We start from the raw sequence: 23,101 nt of genomic DNA, 5'->3' as shown, positions 1-23,101 counted from the left end.
GGCGTTCTCAAGCGGACGCCAGAGCAGCTGGCTTTGAGGAGGGAGGGAACGAGCCCGGTAGATGGTATCAAGCGCTTGGGGCGCTGTTACCGGTGGACTCAATCCCTCCACGGATTTAGATCGATACAGGAGCAGGGATATGAGGATGTGGGTCATAGCCCACAATCTCAAAGTCTTCAAATTTGTAGTCGTAGATGCTCTCTGGCTTACGCTTGAACACCAACTTTGGAAGAGGGCGCGGCTCACGAGTAAGTTGCAGCTTTACTTGCTCAATATGATTCAAATAAATATGAGCATCACCCATGGTAACTACAACTTCGCCAACTCCCAAATCACACTGCTGTGCCAACATATGAGTTAAAAAACTAACTCCAGCCAAATTATAGGGATTCCCAAGTAGTAGATCTGACGACCGAATATATAGATGCGCCGACAACTTATTGTTGGCTACATAGAATTGATAGAGCAAATGGCACGGTGGCAATGCCATCTTCCCATTACGTGCATTTTCTTGTGGGCTCACCGACTCATCGGGAAGGTACTCGACGTTCCACCCATGGAAGAGAATGCGACGGCTATTCGGGTTCGTCTTGAGTGTGTTGACGACGTAGTCGATCTGATTGATGGTCTTGCCGTCCTGGGTAGGCCAGGCCGTCCACTGCTTGCCGTAGATCGGGCCGAGGTCACCGTCTTCAGTCGCCCATTCATCCCAGATACTGACACCGTGCTCCTTGAGCCATTTGGTGTTGGTGTCACCGTTCAGGAACCAGATCATCTCGTTGATGATGCTCTTGAAATGGAGCTTCTTGGTGGTAAGGAGCGGGAAGCCATCCTCCAGGTTATGGCGGAATTGGCGACCAAAGACACTCAGCGTGCCTGTGCCGGTGCGATCGCCTTTCTCGACGCCATTCTCTAGCACGTCGGCCAGCAAATCGTGGTACATCTTCATTTCGGTTCCTCAAGGTTCGCGCTGACCAAATCCAGTGCGTCACGCAATTTCAAAATTTCAGTCTCTTGCTCTTTGATCTTCTGACGTAGCTCATCAGCGAGCTGGACGTAGTAGTCCCTAGACTCGCGGACAGTGTCCAATCTCTTGTCGAGCGTGGCACAAGAGTTCTCAGATTCCTGATACCTATTGAACCAATAAAGCACTTCCAATCGACTCTTTTCAAGGCGTTGCATCAGAATCGTCTTGGGATCCTGCTTCTTCTCAGCCTTGACCCTCTGAGCGAGCACTGCAATGCGGCGGTTGTCCTTGATCGCCTCAAGCCGCTGCGCCGGGAAGTCACGCTGCCGGATAGTGTTGCGATGAATCCCCGTGATGCGGCTCAGCTCGGCCATCGTTGGCTTCAAATTCGGATCAGAGGCAATCTGCATAAGCCCCTGAGCCAGCAGCTCAGTGTTCCGGTCGTAGTCGAGCTTATTCTTGGCATCAAACGCCTGGCCTTTCATACCTCGACCTCCTCACCGAGATGCTCCAACACACCCTTGGCTTCCTCCATCGCCGCACGCAATTCCTCCTCCGCGCCTGTTGAGTTAGGAGAGCTTAAGGCCAAGCTGTTCTGCACATAGATCTCCCGCCATTTAGGAGCGTGAGCCTTGGTAACCACGGCGTTTTTGCACCGATTCGGATTGCAACGCAGCGATCCGATGCAGGGCAAAGATTCGTCAAATACCTCGCGCTGTCCGCCATAGCAGAAGCCTTGTCCCACGTTGATGATCGCCATGCGCTTCTTGGCCATCTGGGCGATGATCTGCTCTTTGGTGTAGCCAGCCGCCATGTACCCACTGAACACCTTCTTCATCCGCGCCTTGTGGCTCTCTGCATTGGGGCCGGCGTAGTTCCCATCAGGATCGCAATAGCTCTGGATGTACTCCTCCTCTGCCATTTGCGTTGGCGTCTTGCTAGATGAACGCCCCCCCTTGGACAAGATTTCAGCGATTGCTCCGTACCCCAGCGTCACCGCACTGAATGCCTTGTTTTGGCCAGCACTACCGATGAGGTCACCAAAATGCTTCAACTGGTGGGAAATGAATGGGAGCCCTAGCTCAGCCCTGGCCATCTGGTAAGCCAGGGTGTGTCGCAACGTGTAAGGCGAGAATTCCAGCGACTCGAACTCCTCATCCGTCAGAATATCCTCGAAGAAGGCTCTGAACTGGTGAGTGATTCCAAGCGAGGACATTGAGTTTGGTTCGGCGTCCTGCGCGACAGTATCCACATTGGAGAACAGGTAAGGATTCTGCTTTACCTTAGCGATGAGGCAAGCCGCACGAATAGCGTCACGCACAATCGGGATCGCGATCCACTTGTCGTCGAACAGCTTGGCCAAGCCTTGGCGATGTTTGATCACATTGCTGATCAGCAACCAGTAGTCGCTCTCTTGCTCCATGCATGACTCGACCAGGATCTCGGAGAGCTCTGAGGGCCTCATACCGGTGTACTGCGCCACGAGATAGCAGGCACTGTACGAAACGAAATTGATGTACCTGCGGAAATCATCGTCCAGTTTGGAATCTGAGAGCTTGAGTAACGTTTCGGTCGCCTTAAAATCATGTCGACCAGAGCCAGATTGGAACGTAGATGGAATGCAGCCAAAAGCTGCGGACAGTGCATTCGCCATCGCACCGGAGTCATAGCCTTTTCTCCGCAGCCTAAGCGCTACGTACAACTCGAAATTGTAACGCGACAGTTCTTGAGCGTTGGCCAACGAGTAGCCGCTAGCGTTTTGGCGGGTAAGGGCTACCAAGTCATCTACAGGCTCCCCTAGAGTGCTTAGGAAATCGACGACTGCGAACGACGCCTCGCGGGAAGCCTTCTCGAACACATCGTTTGGCAAAATACGGTATGTGCGCTCGGAATCAGGGACGTGCTTGATTACCTTGGCCCAGGCGAGCGATTCCAGCTGAACGTAAGGCAGTGGCTCTTCGAAAATCTGCTCCTCGAAAAATGGCGACCTGACCAAGGTAAAGAACTTCTTGAGATCAGGGCCAAAGGCGTAGGGATGAACGAGCGCTGCCTCCCGGTACATGCCCGCGTCGAAGTACGTCAGACCATGGTGTCCAACCTCGAAGAACTCATCCGTCATCAGCTGACGCGCCTGACCTGACATCGTATCCAGAAAGCTCAATCCAGCCTTCATGCATGAGATGGCGGTGTTGGCCTTGATGTTCCTTGGGGAGGCAAACGAGCGCGTTGCCGCTGGCATCTTCAGCCAGCAATACAGGGCTACCTTGACCTCCAAGACCGCCGACTGGTTGAGCAATGGATACGATTCAAAATTGAGCCGTAGTTTGGCTCCTTGGACGTTCCTGGCGGCGTTCGGATGATCTTCATTGAAGTCCCAGACGGCGTCGCCCAAGACCGATGTCTTACTGACAGGCAGCGCCATCAGCGCTTGGTACCAAGAGAGGGCTTCCATCGACACAGGGGTCGGATCGGCAACGTTCTTGTGCAACTCAAGCAGCAGGGTGTGAGCAGCTGTACGCCACTGTTTGTACGCAGCAAGTTCAGGGATCAGGGCATGGTTCACAGCGTTACTCCCTCGGTCAGAATGCTGACCTGCAGGTTTTCAGAGAGACGCTCAGCCTTGGTCAGCTCTTCTGCGGAAAAGTCCGAAGTATCAGGATCTAGAAGATTGTTGAGCACATCAAGGTTGTCCAGGATGACGGCTCCGTAGGGTGTATCGAGCACCCGGTTGACCTCAATCATCCTTTGGTAGTCGCGCCGCATGGCAAAGAGCTCTGGCAGGTGCGATACCGTGATAATGCTGTTGCTGCATGAAAGGCACATGTTGAAAAGCGTGCAGGGCTTGCTGGGGTCGTAGCTTGCCAAAGCCTTGATGAATGCTGGTGGATCAAAGACGTTCATGCAGGTCGCCAGGCCAGAACGCAGCGGCATAGCTTCAGGCGCGGACTCGATAGTCGTGGTCGGGATGAGCTTCGGAGCCTCCTCCAACGTGTCTTGCTGCATTTCATGGAGAACCTTGTTCAACATTCGGCGCGCCATGGGGTTGAAGTCCATCTGATCCAGATAGGCCATGGTGGTGCTCAGGTTCTTATGCCCCAGTAGCACCTGAATCTCACGCGGAGAGACGCCGCGCTCGATCAGCTCGCTCACGAAGCTTGGTCGGAAACGTGACGGTGAGAGCGTGAGAGGATTGCCATCTTCGTCAAGAAGCCCGTGATCCTGAGAGAACTTATCCAGAGTCTTCTTGAGCTGGTTAGCCCCTGAGTTCTCAAAGGAATCTACAACCCCGTATTTCCTGGGAGAGCTTGAGCGGTAGATGAAGAGCTTGTTCTGAGCCTCGACAGGCGCATTCAAGCGGATCTCACGGGTCAGATGCGTCACATCGTCAAAGATCTGTTTGACCACACGGCCTTGAGAGGTGGTCAGCCAAGAAATCTCTGCATGGAAGATATCAAGATGAAGCATCTTCGCGCCTTCAGAGCGCTCTTTCCAATACAGCAAGCAAGGCCGATCCGTTAAGTCATGGCGCTCAATGAAATCATCCAGCTCCAGTCCAAGCAAAGAGTCAGCGTTCATGCCGGTGACCTGGGCAAGTCGAGCGATGTACGGCGCAATGACTCGACCATCAACCTGATACTGCACGCCCCAGCTTTTATAAACCTCGAAGATCGAAATTGACGAAGTCGAAATAATCGACATAAACGCCCGTTGATAGGGGTCATTTCTATCTACTGATTCAAAGTTCAGGGGCTTGCAGTCGAGTTTGTTCTCAAAAATCCACCGAGCGTTATCGAGAGTGTTAAAGCCCCGGCGTACTCTTCCGTCAGGGTTCAGCGGATCTTCCCCTACCTGGCTGGGAACGTAAGGCTGGGCCAAGCGATTGGTTTCCTCGATCTCTTGCTCAATGACTTGCGAGATTCGGTTTCGCACAGCTTGGGGGTAAGGCTTGTACTGGTCAGTCTCACGTTCAGTATCAAACCCTACAGCTGCGACGAAGCTAGTCAGCCCCAGGCCCTCAATCTGGACTGCACGGGCCATCATCTTCCGAGCCGAGCTCATCAGGGTGCTGCTGTGGCTGGTCGACAGCGAACGCTCAAGAATCTTGTCTTGCAGATATACCCTGAACTTTGGAAGGGTGTAGGGGGTTACGAGCTCTCGGATATCCTCCAAGCCTGTGTAGTTGGCCTCCTTCAGATAGGCTCGATAGTATTTGAAAGCCTCAATGAAATTCGACTGCCCTGACGCGCTACTGCTCTTCATTGATGAAGCGCTGAAGAGGTGCAGCAGGTGCTGGAAGGGACGCTCCGGTTCCGGGCTTACGAGGTCGGACAGGCGATGGATGCGGACTGAGCGCAAAGTGTCGAAGGCGTCTCGCAATGATTCCGTGGGTTTGCTCTCTGGTTTAGAGGCAATCCGTTGTTCAACAGTTTGGTATTCAGGATCAAGTACGCCGAGCTTTCGAAGATCATCAAGGATTTCCTCAAATGTGATCCTCACGAGTTCATATCTCGTCCTCGCGCCATTGAAGCCTGATAACTCAGGAATCTCGCTCAAGAAGCCTCGATCCTTGATGCTATTGCCAAACACCGGGATGGCCAACTTCTCCTCCATAGACATGCCTTCATACCAAGCAAGCAACCTACGGCGCCAATCGCAAGCGTTTGACGAGTGACCTGGGACAATGATGCCTTCGGCGCGCATCGCATCGAAGATCGGCTCAAAGTATGATGTGCGCTTAGAGATCGCCATTGGGCTGAGGTTTGTCTGCTCAATTACGTAGTTCGGGGCTACAGCCAAGTCCTCGCCCCTGCTGAGGGATACCCTGAGCAGCGATTCACGATCATCAGTGACGCGGGCCACAAACGATTCAATGACAGCATCTACCTGAGCGCTAGTCAGCCGACTCATTTCATATCTCCCGCATCAATTTTCAGGCGCGTCTGTTGGGAAAGCTCGGCCATCTCGCCTGCTTTCGTCTTAGTTTCAGTTCCGGGGCGTACGAGCTTCTGGTAGAGGTCGTAGGGGATCTGGGTATAGGTTTCCGACGTGCTGAGGCGCGAGTGACCCAGCGTCTTTTGCACGCTCACCAGCCGGTCAAGGTAATCGGTGCCGATGTCTGGCGTTCTCAACAGGGCATAGGCGTTCCCGTGTCTCAACTTGTGGGGAGAGATCATCCTGTCAATTTTCAGCAGGTTCAGCGCTCGCTCGGATGTGCGCTCCAAGAGCTTGGCGATCGAGCGAGGGGTGTACGCCCCTCCCTCCGCATTCAGGAAAGCAGGGGTGTTCTCAGCCCCCTTGAATTGACGCTTAGTCATGTTGTACAGCGGCGAAGCATGGTACTTCTTGATACGCAGCAGAGTGGCGCGGCTGACCAACGTCTGGCGGGGTTTGAAGGAGTCCGCAGGGCCTTTGCTTCCATCAATGTGCAGTGGGCAGTAGTCCGCGTTCACCGGCTCTGAGACGCCAGGCGAGATGAACAGCGTGTCCTGGAATCGAAGGGCATCATCAATGGCCTTGAGAGTCACTCGCGGGACTTCTGAGCGGCGCACGCCTGAGTCGTACATGAACTGGAGCAAGCAGCGTTCACGCTCACTCCGCGTAGCTAGGATGAGCTCTCTGAGATCATTCAGGGAACAGGCCACCACCAGGTTCTTGTTAGGACGGGGGGATAGGTACCCCTCAGTGTAGGGGTTAGGCGCGGTACGAGGCGCGGGTGAGTCGTCCACTCCCCGGCATAGCGAATCGTTGAAAAACGCCATCAAAGACGAATCCCGGTTGCGCACCGTCTTCTTGGAAAGCCCTTCTGCCTCGCGCAGGTGAGCGAAGTACTCCTCGATCACGTGGGTACGAATTTCCAAGAATGCAGAGTCACGCTCGCAATCTCGAAACTCACGGCGGTTCATCAGGTACTCGCATGTGTACCCAAGGTTGCGACCATAGGTGATGGCCGTCTGCTGGGATATATCGGCTTCCCGGAGCGCGTAGGATAGGTAACCCGAAATCAAAGGCATTAGGCGCTCATCATCATCAAAGACGGCTGTCCCTGTGACGTTCACGGCTTCCTGAATTGGGGATTCTTCGGATGGGTCGTCCCGCCTGGTTGGGGACTCTCTGAAATCTAGGGGGGTGCCCCTAACTGCGATGACCTTCACTGCTTCCATTCTCCTCAAAGCGGCCCGTACTATACACAATGTGCATTTTGTACCGGGGCACAATAAATGAGCTTGGAAGGTAGAGCCGTACTACGCAGCCATTGCGTACTGTGCTGGTTCTTCGAGGGGGTATAAAAGGCCCAGGTCGTTGGAGCGGATGTAGAGGGTCAGGGAGATTTCCCGGGTCTGGACATTGGGGTGGAACTGGTAAAGCAGGTGGCACGGCGGCAAGGCCATTTCATCCAGTTGGGCGCAGTTCCAGCCGTGGAACAGGATCCGCCGGCTGCCCGGGTCGTTGATGATGGTGTCGACGCACTGGCGCACCTGGTCGATGGCCTTGTACAGCACCACGTAGCCCTGGCCGTCTTCCTCGCCTGCGGCGATCTGCCGGTAGCCCTGGCTCAGCGCCAGGTCGATGGCCGCCTGGTTGCTGGTCTTGATCTGTTTGTAGGCCGGCCACTTGCGCCACTGCACGCCGTAGATCTCGCCCAGGTCGTCGTCGCCCTGGCGGAACGGGTTGGCCAGCCACTGGGCGTTTTCGTTGGCGTTCTGGTCCCAGACCTTGCAGCCCAGCGCACGAAACTCGGCGGCGTTGTTCACCCCGCGCAGGAAGCCGACCATCTCGCCGATGGCCGACTTGAAGGCCATCTTGCGGGTGGTGATGGCCGGGAAACCTTCCTTGAGGTCGTAGCGCAGCATGGCCCCGGGGAAGCTGATGGTGTTCACACCGGTGCGGTTGGCCTGCTTGGTGCCGTTGTTGATGACGTGGGCCACCAGATCAAGATATTGCTTCATGAATTACCTGCATCCTTGAACCCGGGGCACGCCCCGGGGTTCGAATTTATTGCGCCGCGCTCTTGGCCGGAGCGCGATGATAAGCCAGCCAGATCAACCCCAGGCCACCGAGAATCATCGGCACGCACAGGACCTGACCCATGGTCAGCCAGTTCCAGGCCAGGTAGCCCAGCTGGGCGTCCGGCACCCGGACGAACTCGACGATGAAACGGAAGATCCCGTAGAACAGGGCGAACATACCGGAAACCGCCATGGTCGGCCGGGGTTTGCGCGAGAACAGCCAGAGGATCAGGAACAGCGCCACGCCTTCCAGGGCGAACTGATACAGCTGCGAGGGATGGCGCGGCAATTGTGCCGGATCGCTGAACGGCGGGAACACCATGGCCCAGGGCAGATCGGTGGGCTTGCCCCACAATTCAGCGTTGATGAAGTTGCCGATGCGCCCGGCGCCCAGGCCGATCGGCACCATCGGCGCGACGAAATCCATCAGCTCGAAGAAGGTCTTGTTGTTGCGCTTGCCGAACCACCAGGCCGCCAGCATCACACCGATGAAACCACCGTGGAACGACATGCCGCCCTTCCACACTTCGAAGATCAGCGTCGGGTTGGCCAAATAGGCGCTCAGGTCGTAGAACAGCACATAACCCAGGCGACCACCGACTATCACCCCCATGGACATCCAGAACACCATGTCCGAGAGCTTCTCCTTGCTCCAGGTCGGATCGAAACGGTTCAGGCGGCGCGACGCCAGCAACCAGGCACCGCCAATGCCGATCAGGTACATCAGGCCGTACCAGTGGATTTTCAGCGGGCCGATGGCCAGGGCCACCGGATCAATCTGCGGGTAAGGCAGCATTGCGACTCCTCGTAAGGGTTAGAACTTCAGATTCCCGGGGCAAACTGCCAGCCCAGGATTAAGCCAGGATTGCGTCACCACTCAGAACAGGAAGCTGAGCCCCACGCAGAACAGTAGCGCGGCGAACATGCGTTTCAACAGGCGTGGCGACAGTTTGTGGGCCAGGCGCGCGCCGATGCGGGCAAACACCATGCTGGTCAGGGCAATGCCCAACAGGGCCGGCAAATAAACGAAACCGAGACTATGGGCCGGGAGCAGCGGATCATGCCAGCCCAGAATCATGAAACTTAAGGCACTGGCCAGGGCAATGGGCAAACCGCAGGCCGATGAGGTGGCCACCGCCTGCTGCATGGGCACGCTGCGCCAGGTGAGAAAAGGCACGGTGAGGGAGCCACCGCCAATGCCGAAGATCGCCGAGGCCCAGCCGATCACACCGCCGGCGGCCGTCAGGCCCAGCTTGCCGGGCACTTGGCGGCTGGCCTTGGGCTTGAGCTCCAGGGTCATCTGCAGGGCCACCACGAGGGCAAACACACCGATGATTTTCTGCAGGTGCGGGCCGGAGATCGCCTCGGCGGTCAGTGCGCCGAAACCGGCGCCCAGGAGGATACCCACGGTCATCCAGGCGAAGATCGGCCAGCGCACAGCGCCACGCCGATGGTGCTCGCGCACCGCATTGACCGAGGTAAAGATGATGCTGGCCAGGGAGGTGCCGACCGCCAGGTGGGTCAGCACCGAGACATCGAAGCCTTGCAGGGTGAAGCTGAACACCAGCACCGGGACTATGATGATCCCGCCGCCCACGCCGAACAGCCCGGCCAGCACGCCCGCACAGGCGCCCAGCAGCAGATAGAGCAGAAATTCCATGGGAGCATCCGAAAAATAGATCGGCATGGTAACGGAAGCGCCGCCCCGGACTCCACTGGATGGCGATGGATACCCGCCGGATCTGTGCGTAAAGTGGGCAAAAACACACAGGGGGCCACCTTAATGTGCTTGATCGTTTTCGCCTGGCGGCCGGGTCATGCTCAGCCACTGATCGTCGCGGCCAACCGTGATGAATTCTACGCGCGGCCGAGCCTGCCCCTGGGGCAGTGGCCGGAACTGCCGCAGATCCACGCCGGTCGCGACCTGGAAGCCGGCGGCACCTGGCTCGGGGTCGGCGCCGAGGGCCGCTTTGCCGCCCTGACCAATATCCGCAACCCGCACCAGCCTCCGGCGCGGCGCTCGCGGGGTGAACTGGTGGCGCGCTTTCTCGCCGGCGACGTGCCCCTGGATGATTATTTGCGCGATGTAGTCGGGCGCTCGGTGGAGTACGCCGGGTTCAACCTGCTGCTGGGCAATGCCGAGCAACTGTGGCACTACAACGCTCGGGACCCGCAGCCGCAACGGCTGGAGCCTGGGGTCTACGGCCTTTCCAATGCCGGGCTGGATACGCCCTGGCCCAAGCTGCTCAAGGCCAGGGCGGCGTTGCAGGAGGTGTTGCATGATCCACAGCCCCAGGCACTGCTGGCGCTGTTGAGCGACCCGCAGACAGCGCCCTTCGCCGATCTGCCGGACACCGGAGTGGGCTTGGCCACCGAAAGCCTGCTGTCCAGCGTGTTCATCGCCAGCCCCAGCTACGGCACACGAGCCAGCACGGCACTGATCGTCCACGCCGATGGCTCGCGGCATCTGCTGGAGCGTAGCTTCGGCCCCTATGGCGGGCATCTGGGAGAGGTCGAACTGAAGGTCTGAAGCGTTCCCCGGCACGCCGGCTCCCACGAACGCTTCTGTAGGAGCCGGCTTGCCGGCGAAGAAAACAACCCGGTTACAGGGTCTTGCTCGAAGCCGGATTGATCATCCGCGCCAGCCCGAGTTTCTTCAGCGCCAGTTGCAGCGAACTGTGGATAACTTGCGGGTTGTCGATGGTCATCATTTCCGCCAGCAGTTCCTTGGCCTTGGTCATGCTGACCTGACGCAGCATCCACTTCACCTTCGGCAGGTTGGTGGCGTTCATCGACAGGCTGTCGAAGCCCATCGCCATCAACAGCACCGCCGCCGCCGGATCACCGGCCATCTCGCCGCAGATGCTCACTGGCTTGCCTTCGGCATGGGCATCACGCACCACGTTCTGCAGCGCTTGCAGCACCGCCGGGTGCAGGTAGTCGTAGAGATCGGCCACCCGTGGGTTGTTGCGGTCCACCGCCAGCAGGTACTGGGTCAGGTCGTTGGAGCCCACCGAGAGGAAATCCACCTGGCGCGCCAGTTCCTTGGTCTGGTACACCGCGGCGGGGATTTCGATCATCACCCCCACTGGCGGCATCGGTACGTCAGTGCCTTCATCGCGCACTTCGCCCCAGGCCCGGTGGATCAGGTGCAAGGCTTCTTCCAGCTCGTGGATGCCGGAAATCATCGGCAGCAGGATGCGCAAATTGTTCAGGCCTTCGCTGGCCTTGAGCATCGCCCGGGCCTGTACCAGGAAGATCTCCGGGTGGTCAAGGGTCACGCGGATCCCGCGCCAGCCAAGGAAGGGGTTGTCTTCCTTGATCGGGAAGTACGACAGCGACTTGTCGCCGCCGATGTCCAGGCTGCGCATGGTCACCGGTTGCGGATGGAAGGCCGCCAGCTGTTCGCGATAGATCGCCAGCTGTTCCTTCTCGCTGGGGAAGCGCTGGTTGATCATGAACGGCACTTCGGTGCGATACAGGCCCACGCCTTCGGCCCCGCGCTTCTGCGCCCGGGCTACATCGGCCAGCAGGCCGGTGTTGACCCACAGCGGCATGCGATGGCCATCGGGGGTGATGCAGGGCAGGTCGCGCAGGGCATCCAGGCCCTGGGCCAGTTGCCGTTCTTCTTCCACCACATCGGCGAACTGCTTGCGCAGCACGTCGCTGGGGTTGGTGTAGACCTCGCCGTGGTAGCCGTCGACGATCATCTGGATGCCGTCGACCTTGGAGTACGGCAGGTCCACCAGGCCCATCACCGTCGGGATGCCCATGGCCCGGGCCAGGATCGCCACGTGGGAGTTGCCCGAACCCAGCACCGAGACCAGGCCCACCAGCTTGCCTTCCGGCACCTCGCCGAGCATGGCCGGGGTCAGTTCCTCACTGACCAGGATGGTGTTGTCGGGATAGACCAGGGTCTGCTGGCGCTCTTCCTGCAGGTAGGCCAGGAGCCGGCGGCCCAGGTCCTTGACGTCCGAGGCCCGCTCGCGCAGGTAGGCATCGTCCATCAGTTCGAAACGGTTGACGTGATCGGTGACCACCTGGCGCAACGCGCCCTGGGCCCATTGCCCGGTCTTGATCACGGCCTTCACTTCACTGCCCAGGGAGGCGTCGTCGAGCATCATCAGGTAGACGTCGAACAGCGCGCGCTCTTCAGGGCGCAATTGAGTGGCGAGCTTTTCCGACAGCGCGCGCATATCGGCCCGCACCCCTTCCAGGGCGCTCTTGAACAGGGCCAGTTCGGCGTCGATGTCGGTGACGTGCTTGTCCGGCACCACATCCAGGTCGGCCGGCGGCAGCATCACCACCGCGCTGCCCACCGCCGCGCCGGGCGAGCCCGGTACGCCAACGAACTTGGCTTCCTGAATGCCCTTGCCCTGGCGACCCAGGCCACGGATCGAACCGGTGGCCTCGGCATGGGCGATAACCCCGGCCAGTTGGGCGCTCATGGTCACCAGGAAGGCTTCTTCGCCTTCGTCGAACTGGCGCCGCTCCTTTTGCTGGATAACCAGCACGCCCACCACCCGGCGGTGGTGAATGATCGGGGCACCGAGGAACGAGGCGTAACGCTCCTCACCGGTTTCGGCGAAGTAGCGATAGCGCGGGTGGTCGGCGGCGTTTTCCAGGTTGAGGGGTTCTTCGCGAGTGCCCACCAGGCCTACCAGGCCTTCGTTGGGCGCCATGCTGACCTTGCCGATGGATCGCTTGTTCAAGCCCTCGGTGGCCATCAGGACGAAACGGTTGGTTTCCGGGTCCAGCAGATAGACCGAGCAGACCTGGCTGCCCATGGCCTCTTTGACGCGCAATACAATAATCCCCAACGCCGCCTTGAGATCCTTGGCGGAGTTAACTTCCTGGACGATCTTGCGCAGCGTATTGAGCATGGCTCGGGGTCGAACTCCGTCGTCAGTCGCGCACTAGCAGGCGCGGGGCAAGCTCTTTGAGAGCGCGGCGATACACTTCGCGCTTGAATGTCACCACCTGGCCCAACGGATACCAATAACTGACCCAGCGCCAGCCATCGAATTCCGGTTTACCGGTCAAATCCATCCGCACCCGCTGCTCGTTGGAGATCAGGCGCAGGAGAAACCATTTCTGCTTCTGGCCGATGCACAGCGGTTGGCTGTGGGTCCGGACCAGACGCTGCGGCAAACGATAGCGCAACCAGCCCCGGGTGCAGGCGAGAATTTGCACATCTTCGCGCTCCAGCCCCACTTCTTCGTTCAGCTCGCGATACAAGGCGTCTTCCGGCGTCTCATCGGGGTTGATTCCCCCTTGAGGAAACTGCCAGGCATCTTGATTGATACGGCGAGCCCATAGCACCTGTCCGGCATCATTGGTCAGAATGATCCCGACATTGGGGCGGAAACCATCGGGGTCGATCACGGCTACAACCTCGCAAACGCATGTCGCCGCATTGTTCCACAAAGCTTGGGAATGCAGCAACGAGGCTGCTTACCTTATGTGCACTCTTGTGAAAAGACCGTATTCTGGGCACCTTTTTCCGCGACTTTTCAGCGAGTAACTGCAATGCGCCTGGCTTTATTCGACTTGGACAACACGCTTTTGGGCGGCGACAGCGACCACGCCTGGGGCGACTATCTGTGCGAGCGGGGCTTCCTCGACGCCGTCGCCTACAAGACCCGCAACGACGAGTTCTATCAGGATTACCTGGCCGGCAAGCTCGACAATGCCGCCTACTTGAACTTCTGCCTGGAAATCCTCGGCCGCACCGACATGGCCGTGCTCGAAGAGTGGCACCGCGACTTCATGCGCGACTGCATCGAGCCAATCCTCCTGCCCAAGGCCCAGGCCCTGCTGGACAAGCATCGCGCTGCCGGCGACAAGCTGGTGATCATCACCGCGACCAACCGTTTCGTGACCGCGCCGATCGCCGAACGCCTGGGCGTGGAAACCCTGATCGCCACCGAATGCGAAATGCAGGATGGCCGCTACACCGGGCGCAGTACCGATGTGCCGTGTTTCCGTGAAGGCAAGGTCACCCGCCTCAACCGCTGGCTAGAAGAGACCGGCCACAGCCTGGAAGACAGCTACTTCTACAGCGATTCGATGAACGACCTGCCCCTGCTGGAGCAAGTGACCACCGCCGTGGCCGTTGACCCGGATCCGAACCTGCGGGCCGAGGCCGAGAAACGTGGCTGGCAGGTCATCAGCCTGCGCGACTAGGCAGCTCGCCGGCGAGCCGGCTGTAGGCGCTGGCTTGCCAGCGAAAAAACCTACGCCGGCTTGGCCACCATCAGATAGAAAATCGCCATGAAGGCCAGGAACGCCGGCCAGCCCAGGGCGAACCACCAGCGCATATAAAGGGTTGCCCGCAGCGGCATCGGCGTCCCGTCCTGCAGGGCCTGCTCGGCCATCTTGTGCACTCGGATCTGCAACCAGACCACCGGCAGCCAGCACAGCCCCGCCACCACATACAGGCCCAGGCTCCACATCAGCCACGCCTGCTGCAGCGACCAGCCTGCCAGGTGCACCAGCCCCAGCCCGCTCAACGGCTGGAATACCGCCGTGGTGGCGGTAAAGGCCCAGTCGGCGAACACCAGGTGCTTGAAGGTCACGGCAATCACTTCCACCCGGCCACTGCGCCAGGCCCGCAGGGCGTAATAGGCCGACCCCGCGCCGAGGCCGAACAGCACGGTGGAGGACAGGATATGCAGGGTTTTCAACAGCAGGTAAGCGCTCATTGGTGGGGTTCGGTCCACAGCAGCCATAGGGTCGCCACCATCAGCACCAGGTTCTTGGCGACGGCGGCATAAGGGTCAAACCAGAAGTGCGGCAGGATCAGGCTGATGATCAGGGTGTAGCCGAGCATCAGCCCCAACTGTGCCTGCAAGGCCCGCCGGCGCCAGCGCCGTAGCAGCAGGCCGACACCCAGCAGCGCATCACAGAGTGAACCGCCGATCACCGCCAGGGCCGCCCAGATGCCCTGCACGCCAGCCTCGGCCATGATCCGCAGGCCCCAGTCGTAACCCGGGCCGATGCACACCAGCGCGGTACCCAGCCAGATCAGCACCATCACTGCCAGCAACAGCGGGCGCAGGGCCAGTTGGGTGCTTTGCGCCGCCTGGGGCCAGTCCTGCAAGCGGGCCGCCAGCGGCGCCGCGTGATACCCGCAGACCGAGGCCAGCACCTCTGGATCCGCCAGGTTGTCGTGGCGGGCCATGGCCAGGCTCTGCCGGTTCAAGGCTCGCCAGCCCAGGCGATCGCCAGCAGCGGCCACCAGCCGCAGCAAGACCGCTGGCAGCTTGAAGTAGCGCGCCGGGGCCCAGCCCTGGGCCGACCGCAGGCGATCGAGCAGTTGCGCCATGGTCATGCGTTCCGGGCCGACCAGGGGCAGAACCATGGATTCCTGCGGCCACTGCCTGAGCAGCGCCAGCACCGCGGCGCTCAAGTCCTCTATATGCAAGGGCTGCATCTGCGCCTTGGCGGATAGCAAGGGAATCAGCGGCCAGGGCGACAGCCTCGTCAGCCAGCCACTGCTGGCACCGGCAGCGCCGAGCACCAGCGAGGGCCGCAGCACCACCGCCGGTACTCCCAACTGCAGCAGGTAATCATCCGCCGCCGCCTTGCTGGCAAGGAACGGCACCTGGGGCAGGATCCCGGCCCCCAATGCGGAAATCTGCAATACCCGCACGCCCCGGGCCGCCGCCAGATCGAACAGCGCGCGGGTACCCAGGTCCTGGGTCAGGCTCAACGCCCGCGCATCAGTGCTCAACAGCCCCGCGGCGTTGATCAGCAGGTCGGTGTCGGCAGGCAGGGCAAAGGGCTGGGGCTCGCGGCCCAGGCAATCGAGATCCAGCTGGCACCACTCCACCCCGGGCAACCCCTGGGGCTGCGGGCGGCGGCTGGTGGCAATCAACTGATGGCCGGCAGCGTGCAATGCCGCCAGCAGATGACGGCCGACAAACCCTGTGGCCCCCACCAGAACGACCTTCATGGCAATCCTTGAGAGTTAGACCGGCTTGGCGCCCATAAGACCGGCAATGGTCACGAAACATGCGGCGCTGAACACCGCCAGCACCAGGGTGAACGCCAGGCCGCTGGCGACCTTGGCCACCCGCAGGCGGTTGAGGCGCACCATCAGCCACAGCCAGGCCAGGGCCCCCAGGGTGTAGAGCACGCTGGAACCCAGGACCCAGGTCTGCCCCAGCGGCCAACCCACCAGATGCACCAGCCACCAACCGCTGAACGGCAATGTCAGCATGCCCAGCGCCAGCAACAGCCAGCCGAACAGGCCCGGACGGTGCAGCACCCGGCTATAAACCGTGGCATCCCCCTGGCGGCGCAGGCGCCAGACCCAGATCGCCAGCCCCAGCGCACTGCCCAATAGCAGCACGGTGGCCAGTACATGAAGCGTCTTCAGCGTGGTCAGTGTTTCCATGTTTTCGCTTCCTTAAGGCTCCGATCCTCAGCGTAGTCGTTCAGCCGAGGAACAGCTGGTAGGCCGGGTTGTCGCTTTCATCCCAGTACGGATAGCCGATCTGCTCCAGCGCCGCGGGCACCAGGTGACGTTCATCGGCCGGCACTTGCAGGCCGGCGACTACCCGGCCATCCGCCGCACCATGGTTGCGGTAGTGGAACATCGAGATATTCCAGCGCCCGCCCAGCTTGTTGAGGAAGTTGAACAGCGCCCCCGGACGCTCCGGGAACTCGAAACGCAGCACCACTTCGTCGCTGACCTTCTCGGCATGGCCGCCGACCATGTAGCGGATGTGCAGCTTGGCCAGTTCGTTGTCGGTCAGGTCGATCACCGGAAAGCCCTGCTCGGTCAGGCTGGCGATCAGGGCGCTGCGCGGATCGTTTTCCGGGTGGGTCTGCACGCCGACGAAGATGTGCGCCTCGCTGCCGGTGTTGTAGCGGTAGTTGAATTCGGTGATCTGGCGCTTGCCCACCGCCTCGCAGAAGGCCTTGAAGCTGCCGGGCTTCTCGGGGATGGTCACGGCGATGATGGCTTCGCGGCCTTCGCCCAGCTCGGCGCGCTCGGCCACGTGGCGCAGGCGGTCGAAGTTGACGTTGGCCCCAGAGTCGATGGCCACCAGGGTCTGCCCGCTGATACCGCGCTGCTCGACGTACTTCTTGATCCCGGCAACGCCCAGGGCGCCGGCAGGTTCGGTGATCGAGCGGGTATCGTCGTAGATATCCTTGATTGCCGCACAGATCTCGTCGGTACTGACGGTAATCACTTCATCCACATAATCCTTGCAGATGTCGAAGGTGTGCTGGCCAATCTGCGCCACCGCCACGCCGTCGGCGAAGATCCCCACGGTCGGCAGCACCACGCGCTCACCGGCAGCCATGGCCGCCTGCAGGCAGTTGGAGTCGTCCGGCTCGACACCGATGACCTTGATCTCCGGGCGCAGGTATTTCACATAGGCCGCGATGCCGGCGATCAGGCCGCCGCCGCCGACCGGAACGAAGATCGCATCCAGCGGGCCGGGGTGCTGGCGCAGAATCTCCATGGCCACCGTGCCCTGCCCGGCAATGGTGTGCGGATCATCGTAGGGATGGATGTAGACGTAGCCCTTCTCGTCCACCAGCTTCAGGGAGTAGGCCAGCGCTTCAGGGAAGGTATCGCCGTGCAGCACCACCTTGCCGCCACGGGAGCGCACGCCCTCGACCTTGATCTCGGGGGTGGTCTTGGGCATCACGATAGTGGCCTTGACCCCCAGCACCTTGGCCGCCAGGGCCAGGCCCTGGGCGTGGTTGCCCGCCGACGCGGTGACCACGCCGCGGGCGCGCTCGGCATCGCTGAGCTGGGTCAGCTTGTTGTAGGCACCACGGATCTTGAACGAGAACACCGGCTGCAAGTCTTCACGCTTGAGCCAGATCTGATTGCCCAGCCGCTCGGAGAGCTGGCGGGCAGTCTGCAATGGGGTTTCTACGGCAACGTCATAAACGCGCGAGGTGAGGATCTTCTTGACGTACTGTTCGAGCATCGGAAAGCATCACTGAGCGGGTTGGGCAGGGCCAGGGAGTCTAACCCAGCGTTTGCCCGGGCGACCACACGAATACAGAGGTTTTAGCCGCCCCCTCGCCTTCTCTGAAGCCCGGCCGATTAGCCAAACGGGCAATGACCTGATCTGCCGCGGCGCCTATAATGCCGGCCTTTGTGCCCCCCTTGCCCGCTTCGGAGCCCGCATGACCCAGGATCAACTCAAACAGGCCGTTGCCCAGGCCGCCGTCGACCTTATCCTCCCGAAACTCGATGACAAGAGCATCGTCGGGGTCGGCACCGGCTCCACCGCCAACTGCTTCATCGACGCCCTGGCCCTGCACAAGGGCGCCTTCGACGGCGCCGTGGCCAGTTCCGAAGCCACCGCCGCCCGCCTCAAGGGCCACGGGATTCCGGTCTACGAGCTCAACACCGTGAGCGACCTGGAGTTCTACATCGACGGCGCCGACGAAAGCGACGAGCACCTGAACCTGATCAAGGGCGGCGGCGCCGCCCTGACTCGGGAAAAGATCGTCGCCGCCGTGGCCAAGACGTTCATCTGCATCGCCGACGCCAGCAAGCTGGTGCCGGTGCTGGGCAACTTCCCGCTGCCCGTGGAAGTGATCCCCATGGCCCGCAGCCACGTGGCCCGTGAACTGGTGAAACTGGGCGGCGACCCGGTGTACCGCGAAGGCGTGATCACCGACAACGGCAACATCATCCTCGATGTGCACAACATGCAGATCACCAATCCGGTGGAACTGGAAAGCCAGATCAATGCCATTGTCGGCGTGGTCACCAATGGCCTGTTCGCTGCACGCCCCGCTGACGTGTTGCTGCTGGGTACCGCCGAAGGGGTGAAGACCCTCAAGGCCTGAGCCTGCCCCGGGGATAGGAGCCGGCGCGCGGGCGAAGGCGGCTTTGAAGGCCTCTTCGCTGGCCAGCCGGCTCCTACATCGGTTTCTTAAAGACGTAGAACAGGTTCGGTTCGCTCACCAGGTACAGGGTGCCGGCGTCATCCATGGCCATCCCTTCCGCCTGAGGCACCGCCTTGCTCAGGCCCTGGCGCCACTTGCCCAGGGCCAGGGTACTCAGCGGGCGCCCCTCGACATCCAGCTCCACCACCAGCCGCGACTCGTCCGACAGTGCCAGCAGGTGGCCACTGCGCTCGTCGTATTGCAGGCTGGAGAGGTCGCGCACGAACAGGCCGGCATCGCGCTTAGGGTTGTTCACCACATGCATCCCGTAGGACTGCTGCGGATCTTGGTGGGGGAAGCCCTGCACTTCATAGATCAGCATCGGGTCGCGTTCCTTGGCGACGAACAGGCGCTTGCCCTGGGAGTCGTAGGCCAGCCCCTCGAAGCCTTTGTTGCCGGCAAGGTGCACGCCCAGGGTGATCTGCTCGGCTTCTGCCGCATCCACCGCCGTGGTTTCATCGTCCAGCTGGATCTTGATCAGCCGGTGCTGGCGCTCGTCGCTAATCACATAGGTATTGGCACTGATGAACTCCACCGCTTCCGGATCGCCAAAGCCCACCAGAGCGATGCGGCGCAGGATCTGCCCGTCCAGGGACAGCTCGATCAGTTCGGAATTCTTGTTGGTCACGGTGAACAGGCTGTTGCGCAGTGGATCGTAGGTCAGCGCCGAGACCTCATCCAGGCCCTCGATGGGCTGCGCCTCCAGCACGACACGGTAATCGCCCAACCCCAGGGATTGGGGGGCCGCCACCTGCCAGTAGGATTGCCAATCGAACCAGGCGCGCTGCCACAACCTGTGGTTATGGACAAACACCGCCAACAGCACGGCCATCAGGCAGAGGAGCAGGTAAAGGGGTTGCAGGCGGGTGAGGCGATACATGGCGGGCAGGCTCGAAATCAGGACAGGCTGATGAAATATCACAGCCGCCTGAATTAAAGCTTAATGCCCTGAATGGCCCGGCTCGGGTGCCAGGCCGGGACTCACTGCTTCTCGAAGCGATAGAACAGGTTGGGCTCGCTGACCATGTACAGGTTGCCGGCCTCATCCATGGCCACCCCTTCGGCCCGGGGAATGGTTTTTTCCAGGCCATTGAAGCCACCGAGCAGGGCCATGAAGCTGACCTGTTCGCCCTGCTCGTCCAGTTCCAGCAACAGATGGGAATCAGCTGACAGCACCAGGGTATGGCCGGTGCGCGGGTCGATACCCAGGGCCGAAAGGTTGCGCAAGTCGAGTTCGTCGCTGGCCAGCTTCTGCTTGTCGCCCTTGAGTACCTGGCTACCGTCGCTGCTCCAGGTAAACAACGCCGGCGGGCGCTCCTCCCCCAGCAGCAACTGTTGCTTGCGCGGGTTCCAGGCAATGGCTTCGAATGCCTTGTTCTGGTCTGCCGAAGGGCCCAGGTCGTATTTGGGGAAGTCCGCGACATTCAGCGACTGGGTATTGGCATCGACCTTGACGATCACCAGCGAATGCTCGCGCTCATCGACAATTGCCAGCAGGCCATTCTCCAGGACCGCAACCCCTTCCGGGTTGCTCCAGCCCACCAGAGGCATCTTGCGCAGGACGTCGCCTTGCAGCGACAGCTCCACCAGGAATGGGTGCTTGCCCATTACCGAAAACAGGGTCTTGGTCTGGGGGTTATAGGAAAGATCGGAGGCTTCGTCCCGCTCCATGCCTGGCAGGACCTTGGCATCGATCACCGCCCGGTAGCTGGGCAGCCAGATACTGGAGCTGCGTTCGGCGGTACTGACAAAACCTTCCTGGACCCAGAGTGCCCCACGGTCATCCCAATGCATGAGGCTGGCTACGCCATAGCAGATCACGCCCGCCAACAGCAGCCAGGAATACCAGCGCATGCGCAATCGCAAGCGGCGGATGAGGCGAGGTTTAGGTAGAGGGTGGGCGTCCATCACACAGATTCCAGAAGCGCGGCCAAAGGTAATAGCACAAGGATTTCAGATCCGCGAACCATAAGCTTCGGAATTATCCGGGAAAAATGTGAAAAAACGGTTAAAGCCGGTGATCTCTCTGCGCCGGGCCCTGGATTACCGGGCCCAGCGCAGAAAGATTCGGATCAACGGACGCTGCTGGTGAAACGGCTGGCACCGGGAAGCTCCAGCACCAGCTCATCGCCGACATTCAGCGGCCCAACCCCGACCGGCGTGCCGGTGAGGATCACATCGCCGGCCTGCAGGGAGAAACAACCGGCCATGTACTGGATCATCGGCACTATGGGGTTGAGCATGATGGCGCTGTTGCCGTCCTGGCGTACTTCACCGTTGATGGTCAGGCGGATGCCGATGTCGGTCAGGTCGGCGAAAGTACTGCCCACCACAAAGGGCGCGATCACCGCCGCGCCGTCGAACGACTTGGCGATTTCCCAGGGCAGGCCCTTGGCTTTGAGTTCGGCCTGCTTGTCCCGCAGGGTCAGGTCCAGTGCCGGGGCAAAGCCGGAAATGGCATCCAGCACTTCTTCGCGGCTGGGTTTGGTGGAGAGCGGCTTGCCGATCAACACCGCGATTTCCGCTTCGTAGTGCACCGAACCACGCTCGGTGGGAATGGCGAACCCACCTTCCAGGGGCACCACACAACTGCCCGGCTTGATAAACAGCAGGGGTTCGGTAGGTACCGGGTTGTCCAGCTCCTTGGCGTGCTCGGCGTAGTTGCGACCGATGCACACCACCTTGCCCACCGGAAAATGGATCCGGGTACCGTCGACATACTGGTGCTGATAGCTCATTACCGACTCCTGCTTGTGTGCTTTATCTGGACACTACCCGGCTTCAGATCGCGAAGATCTTGCCCGGATTCATGATGCCGTTCGGATCGAACACTGCCTTGACCGCCTTCATGTACTCGATCTCCACCGGCGAGCGGCTGTAGGTCAGGTAATCACGCTTGGTCATGCCCACGCCGTGTTCCGCGGAAATCGAGCCGTTGTACTTCTCGACCGTCTCGAACACCCACTTGTTGACCGTCGCGCACTTGGCAAAGAACTCGTCCTTGCTCAGGTTGTCCGGCTTGAGGATGTTCAGGTGCAGGTTGCCGTCGCCGATGTGGCCGAACCAGACGATTTCGAAGTCCGGGTAATGCTTGCCGACGATGGCGTCGATTTCCTGAAGGAAGGCCGGGACTTTCGACACAGTGACCGAAATGTCGTTCTTGTACGGCGTCCAGTGGGAAATGGTCTCGGAGATGTATTCGCGCAGCTTCCACAGGTTGTGCAACTGGGTTTCGCTCTGGCTCATCACGCCGTCCAGCACCCAGCCCTGCTCGACACAGTGCTCGAAGGTTTCCAGGGCGTGGTTGGCCACTTCCTCGGTGGTGGCTTCGAACTCCAGCAGCGCATAGAACGGGCAGTCGGACTCGAACGGTGCCGGTACGTCGCCACGGGCCAGGACCTTGGCCAGGGCCTTGTCGGAGAAGAACTCGAAGGCCGTCAGATCCAGCTTGCCCTGGAAGGCGTGCAACACGGGCATGATCGAGTCGAAATCAGGGGTGCCCAGGACCATCGCCGTGAGGTTCTTCGGTGCCCGGTCCAGGCGCATGGTGGCCTCGACCACGAAGCCCAGGGTGCCCTCGGCGCCGATGAACAGTTGGCGCAGGTCATAGCCGGTGGCGTTCTTGATCAGGTCCTTGTTCAACTCCAGCAGGTCGCCCTTGCCGGTGACCACCTTCATGCCAGCCACCCAATTGCGGGTCATGCCGTAGCGAATGACCTTGATTCCGCCGGCATTGGTACCGATATTGCCGCCAATCTGGCTGGAACCTGCAGAAGCGAAATCCACCGGGTAGTACAGGCCGTTTTCTTGCGCCAGGTTCTGCAACTGCTCGGTGACCACGCCCGGCTGGCACACCGCGGTGCGGTCGGTCAGGTTCAGGTCGAGGATCTGGTTCATATAGTCGAAGGACACCACCACCTCGCCGTTGGCTGCCACCGCTGCCGCCGAAAGCCCGGTGCGACCGCCCGAAGGCACCAGCGCAACCTTGTGCTGATTGGCCCAGCGCACAATGGCCTGGACCTGCTCGATGGTTTTCGGAAACACAATGGCTGTCGGGGCCGGGGCGAAATGCTTGGTCCAATCCTTGCCGTAAGCATTCAGGGAGTCAGCGTCGGTCAGCACCTTGCCAGGCTCAACCAGGGTCTTCAGCTCATCAATCAGGGCAGGATTGGTCATCGACAGAACTCTCGAACAATTC

Annotated in this window: 21 protein-coding genes; 3 read left to right on the top strand and 18 right to left on the bottom strand. The window is 60.3% G+C overall.

Features of this window, described 5'->3' with window-relative positions; genetic code table 11:
* Positions 1-115: 115 nt before the first annotated feature.
* The 8 genes from ACUXVH_RS02380 to ACUXVH_RS02345 all read right to left on the bottom strand — a co-directional run bounded on the left by ACUXVH_RS02380 (position 116) and on the right by ACUXVH_RS02345 (position 9,634).
* Entirely contained in the window at positions 116-949 is an 834-nt protein-coding gene (locus tag ACUXVH_RS02380) for a thymidylate synthase (protein WP_204149668.1), read from the bottom strand.
* Positions 946-1,452: a hypothetical protein gene (locus tag ACUXVH_RS02375; protein ID WP_445493777.1), complete on the bottom strand. Its 507-nt coding sequence runs from the start codon at positions 1,450-1,452 to the stop codon at positions 946-948. The genes ACUXVH_RS02380 and ACUXVH_RS02375 overlap by 4 nt, the downstream gene beginning before the upstream one ends.
* On the bottom strand, positions 1,449-3,530 hold the full coding sequence (locus ACUXVH_RS02370; protein WP_445493775.1) for a tyrosine-type recombinase/integrase: 2,082 nt from the start codon (positions 3,528-3,530) through the stop codon (positions 1,449-1,451). The genes ACUXVH_RS02375 and ACUXVH_RS02370 overlap by 4 nt, the downstream gene beginning before the upstream one ends.
* Positions 3,527-5,875, bottom strand: coding sequence for a site-specific integrase (locus tag ACUXVH_RS02365; protein WP_445493773.1), 2,349 nt, complete (start codon positions 5,873-5,875; stop codon positions 3,527-3,529). The genes ACUXVH_RS02370 and ACUXVH_RS02365 overlap by 4 nt, the downstream gene beginning before the upstream one ends.
* Positions 5,872-6,978 (bottom strand): tyrosine-type recombinase/integrase, encoded by a 1,107-nt coding sequence (locus tag ACUXVH_RS02360; protein WP_445493771.1) that lies wholly within the window; start codon positions 6,976-6,978, stop codon positions 5,872-5,874. Before ACUXVH_RS02360 ends, ACUXVH_RS02365 begins: the two co-directional genes overlap by 4 nt.
* A gap of 231 nt (positions 6,979-7,209) precedes the next feature.
* Positions 7,210-7,914 (bottom strand): thymidylate synthase, encoded by a 705-nt coding sequence (gene thyA, locus ACUXVH_RS02355; RefSeq protein WP_445493769.1) that lies wholly within the window; start codon positions 7,912-7,914, stop codon positions 7,210-7,212.
* A 46-nt stretch (positions 7,915-7,960) separates the two neighbouring features.
* Entirely contained in the window at positions 7,961-8,770 is an 810-nt protein-coding gene (gene lgt, locus ACUXVH_RS02350) for a prolipoprotein diacylglyceryl transferase (protein WP_011064069.1), read from the bottom strand.
* Between the two features lie 81 nt (positions 8,771-8,851).
* The gene (locus tag ACUXVH_RS02345) at positions 8,852-9,634 is read right to left on the bottom strand and encodes a sulfite exporter TauE/SafE family protein (RefSeq protein WP_026020005.1); all 783 of its coding nucleotides are present in this window, start codon (positions 9,632-9,634) and stop codon (positions 8,852-8,854) included.
* A gap of 123 nt (positions 9,635-9,757) precedes the next feature.
* On the opposite strand from ACUXVH_RS02345, the gene ACUXVH_RS02340 reads away from it, so the two are divergent.
* Positions 9,758-10,504 carry an NRDE family protein gene (locus ACUXVH_RS02340; RefSeq protein ID WP_011064071.1) on the top strand — a complete coding sequence of 249 codons (747 nt, stop codon included), beginning with the start codon at positions 9,758-9,760 and terminating at the stop codon, positions 10,502-10,504.
* Positions 10,505-10,577: 73 nt separating this feature from the next.
* On the opposite strand, the gene ptsP is transcribed toward ACUXVH_RS02340, so the two are convergent.
* Complete coding sequence (ptsP, locus tag ACUXVH_RS02335; RefSeq protein WP_011064072.1) at positions 10,578-12,857, bottom strand: phosphoenolpyruvate--protein phosphotransferase; 2,280 nt, start codon at positions 12,855-12,857, stop codon at positions 10,578-10,580.
* A 22-nt stretch (positions 12,858-12,879) separates the two neighbouring features.
* A complete protein-coding gene (locus ACUXVH_RS02330; RefSeq protein WP_011064073.1) occupies positions 12,880-13,359 on the bottom strand; it encodes an RNA pyrophosphohydrolase in 480 nt (159 codons plus the stop codon).
* Positions 13,360-13,503: 144 nt separating this feature from the next.
* Here ACUXVH_RS02330 and ACUXVH_RS02325 point away from each other — a divergent pair, with 144 nt between their 5' ends.
* The gene (locus ACUXVH_RS02325; RefSeq protein ID WP_019093432.1) at positions 13,504-14,160 is read left to right on the top strand and encodes a histidinol-phosphatase; all 657 of its coding nucleotides are present in this window, start codon (positions 13,504-13,506) and stop codon (positions 14,158-14,160) included.
* Between the two features lie 50 nt (positions 14,161-14,210).
* Here the strand turns inward: ACUXVH_RS02325 and ACUXVH_RS02320 are convergent, their stop codons facing one another.
* From ACUXVH_RS02320 to ilvA, 4 genes are read right to left on the bottom strand one after another with little or no spacing between them, the layout of a single operon-like run.
* Positions 14,211-14,678 (bottom strand): DUF2269 family protein, encoded by a 468-nt coding sequence (locus ACUXVH_RS02320; protein WP_011064075.1) that lies wholly within the window; start codon positions 14,676-14,678, stop codon positions 14,211-14,213.
* On the bottom strand, positions 14,675-15,931 hold the full coding sequence (locus ACUXVH_RS02315; protein ID WP_065365073.1) for an SDR family oxidoreductase: 1,257 nt from the start codon (positions 15,929-15,931) through the stop codon (positions 14,675-14,677). The genes ACUXVH_RS02320 and ACUXVH_RS02315 overlap by 4 nt, the downstream gene beginning before the upstream one ends.
* Before the next feature lie 15 nt (positions 15,932-15,946).
* Positions 15,947-16,375: a DUF2269 family protein gene (locus tag ACUXVH_RS02310; protein WP_011064077.1), complete on the bottom strand. Its 429-nt coding sequence runs from the start codon at positions 16,373-16,375 to the stop codon at positions 15,947-15,949.
* Between the two features lie 40 nt (positions 16,376-16,415).
* On the bottom strand, positions 16,416-17,930 hold the full coding sequence (ilvA, locus tag ACUXVH_RS02305; protein ID WP_011064078.1) for a threonine ammonia-lyase, biosynthetic: 1,515 nt from the start codon (positions 17,928-17,930) through the stop codon (positions 16,416-16,418).
* A 202-nt stretch (positions 17,931-18,132) separates the two neighbouring features.
* On the opposite strand from ilvA, the gene rpiA reads away from it, so the two are divergent.
* Positions 18,133-18,804 carry a ribose-5-phosphate isomerase RpiA gene (gene rpiA, locus ACUXVH_RS02300; RefSeq protein ID WP_016963479.1) on the top strand — a complete coding sequence of 224 codons (672 nt, stop codon included), beginning with the start codon at positions 18,133-18,135 and terminating at the stop codon, positions 18,802-18,804.
* Between the two features lie 73 nt (positions 18,805-18,877).
* On the opposite strand, the gene ACUXVH_RS02295 is transcribed toward rpiA, so the two are convergent.
* From ACUXVH_RS02295 to ACUXVH_RS02280, 4 genes are all read right to left on the bottom strand, one after another.
* Positions 18,878-19,783, bottom strand: a complete 906-nt coding sequence (locus ACUXVH_RS02295) for an SdiA-regulated domain-containing protein (protein ID WP_065365072.1) — start codon at positions 19,781-19,783, stop codon at positions 18,878-18,880.
* Positions 19,784-19,884: 101 nt separating this feature from the next.
* Positions 19,885-20,811, bottom strand: coding sequence for an SdiA-regulated domain-containing protein (locus ACUXVH_RS02290; RefSeq protein ID WP_065365071.1), 927 nt, complete (start codon positions 20,809-20,811; stop codon positions 19,885-19,887).
* 164 nt (positions 20,812-20,975) lie between these two features.
* A complete protein-coding gene (locus tag ACUXVH_RS02285; RefSeq protein WP_011064082.1) occupies positions 20,976-21,641 on the bottom strand; it encodes a fumarylacetoacetate hydrolase family protein in 666 nt (221 codons plus the stop codon).
* 43 nt (positions 21,642-21,684) lie between these two features.
* Positions 21,685-23,079: an FAD-binding oxidoreductase gene (locus tag ACUXVH_RS02280; RefSeq protein ID WP_065365070.1), complete on the bottom strand. Its 1,395-nt coding sequence runs from the start codon at positions 23,077-23,079 to the stop codon at positions 21,685-21,687.
* Positions 23,080-23,101: the final 22 nt, after the last annotated feature.

It is taken from the genome of Pseudomonas sp. 8(2025), from assembly GCF_052665325.1.
Note: the sequence above shows the minus strand (reverse complement) of the source record. Positions and strands in the feature narration are given on the sequence as shown.

Excerpts from the sequence above, each read along its gene's own strand:
- ACUXVH_RS02380 (WP_204149668.1), bottom strand. The coding sequence starts at position 949 with ATGAAGATGTACCACGATTTGCTGGCCGACGTGCTAGAGAATGGCGTC.
- ACUXVH_RS02375 (WP_445493777.1), bottom strand. The coding sequence starts at position 1,452 with ATGAAAGGCCAGGCGTTTGATGCCAAGAATAAGCTCGACTACGACCGG.
- ACUXVH_RS02365 (WP_445493773.1), bottom strand. The coding sequence starts at position 5,875 with ATGAGTCGGCTGACTAGCGCTCAGGTAGATGCTGTCATTGAATCGTTT.
- ACUXVH_RS02360 (WP_445493771.1), bottom strand. The coding sequence starts at position 6,978 with ATGCCTTTGATTTCGGGTTACCTATCCTACGCGCTCCGGGAAGCCGAT.
- thyA (WP_445493769.1), bottom strand. The coding sequence starts at position 7,914 with ATGAAGCAATATCTTGATCTGGTGGCCCACGTCATCAACAACGGCACC.
- lgt (WP_011064069.1), bottom strand. The coding sequence starts at position 8,770 with ATGCTGCCTTACCCGCAGATTGATCCGGTGGCCCTGGCCATCGGCCCG.
- ACUXVH_RS02345 (WP_026020005.1), bottom strand. The coding sequence starts at position 9,634 with ATGGAATTTCTGCTCTATCTGCTGCTGGGCGCCTGTGCGGGCGTGCTG.
- ACUXVH_RS02340 (WP_011064071.1), top strand. The coding sequence starts at position 9,758 with ATGTGCTTGATCGTTTTCGCCTGGCGGCCGGGTCATGCTCAGCCACTG.
- ptsP (WP_011064072.1), bottom strand. The coding sequence starts at position 12,857 with ATGCTCAATACGCTGCGCAAGATCGTCCAGGAAGTTAACTCCGCCAAG.
- ACUXVH_RS02325 (WP_019093432.1), top strand. The coding sequence starts at position 13,504 with ATGCGCCTGGCTTTATTCGACTTGGACAACACGCTTTTGGGCGGCGAC.
- ACUXVH_RS02320 (WP_011064075.1), bottom strand. The coding sequence starts at position 14,678 with ATGAGCGCTTACCTGCTGTTGAAAACCCTGCATATCCTGTCCTCCACC.
- ACUXVH_RS02315 (WP_065365073.1), bottom strand. The coding sequence starts at position 15,931 with ATGAAGGTCGTTCTGGTGGGGGCCACAGGGTTTGTCGGCCGTCATCTG.
- ACUXVH_RS02310 (WP_011064077.1), bottom strand. The coding sequence starts at position 16,375 with ATGGAAACACTGACCACGCTGAAGACGCTTCATGTACTGGCCACCGTG.
- ilvA (WP_011064078.1), bottom strand. The coding sequence starts at position 17,930 with ATGCTCGAACAGTACGTCAAGAAGATCCTCACCTCGCGCGTTTATGAC.
- rpiA (WP_016963479.1), top strand. The coding sequence starts at position 18,133 with ATGACCCAGGATCAACTCAAACAGGCCGTTGCCCAGGCCGCCGTCGAC.
- ACUXVH_RS02295 (WP_065365072.1), bottom strand. The coding sequence starts at position 19,783 with ATGTATCGCCTCACCCGCCTGCAACCCCTTTACCTGCTCCTCTGCCTG.
- ACUXVH_RS02290 (WP_065365071.1), bottom strand. The coding sequence starts at position 20,811 with ATGGACGCCCACCCTCTACCTAAACCTCGCCTCATCCGCCGCTTGCGA.
- ACUXVH_RS02285 (WP_011064082.1), bottom strand. The coding sequence starts at position 21,641 with ATGAGCTATCAGCACCAGTATGTCGACGGTACCCGGATCCATTTTCCG.
- ACUXVH_RS02280 (WP_065365070.1), bottom strand. The coding sequence starts at position 23,079 with ATGACCAATCCTGCCCTGATTGATGAGCTGAAGACCCTGGTTGAGCCT.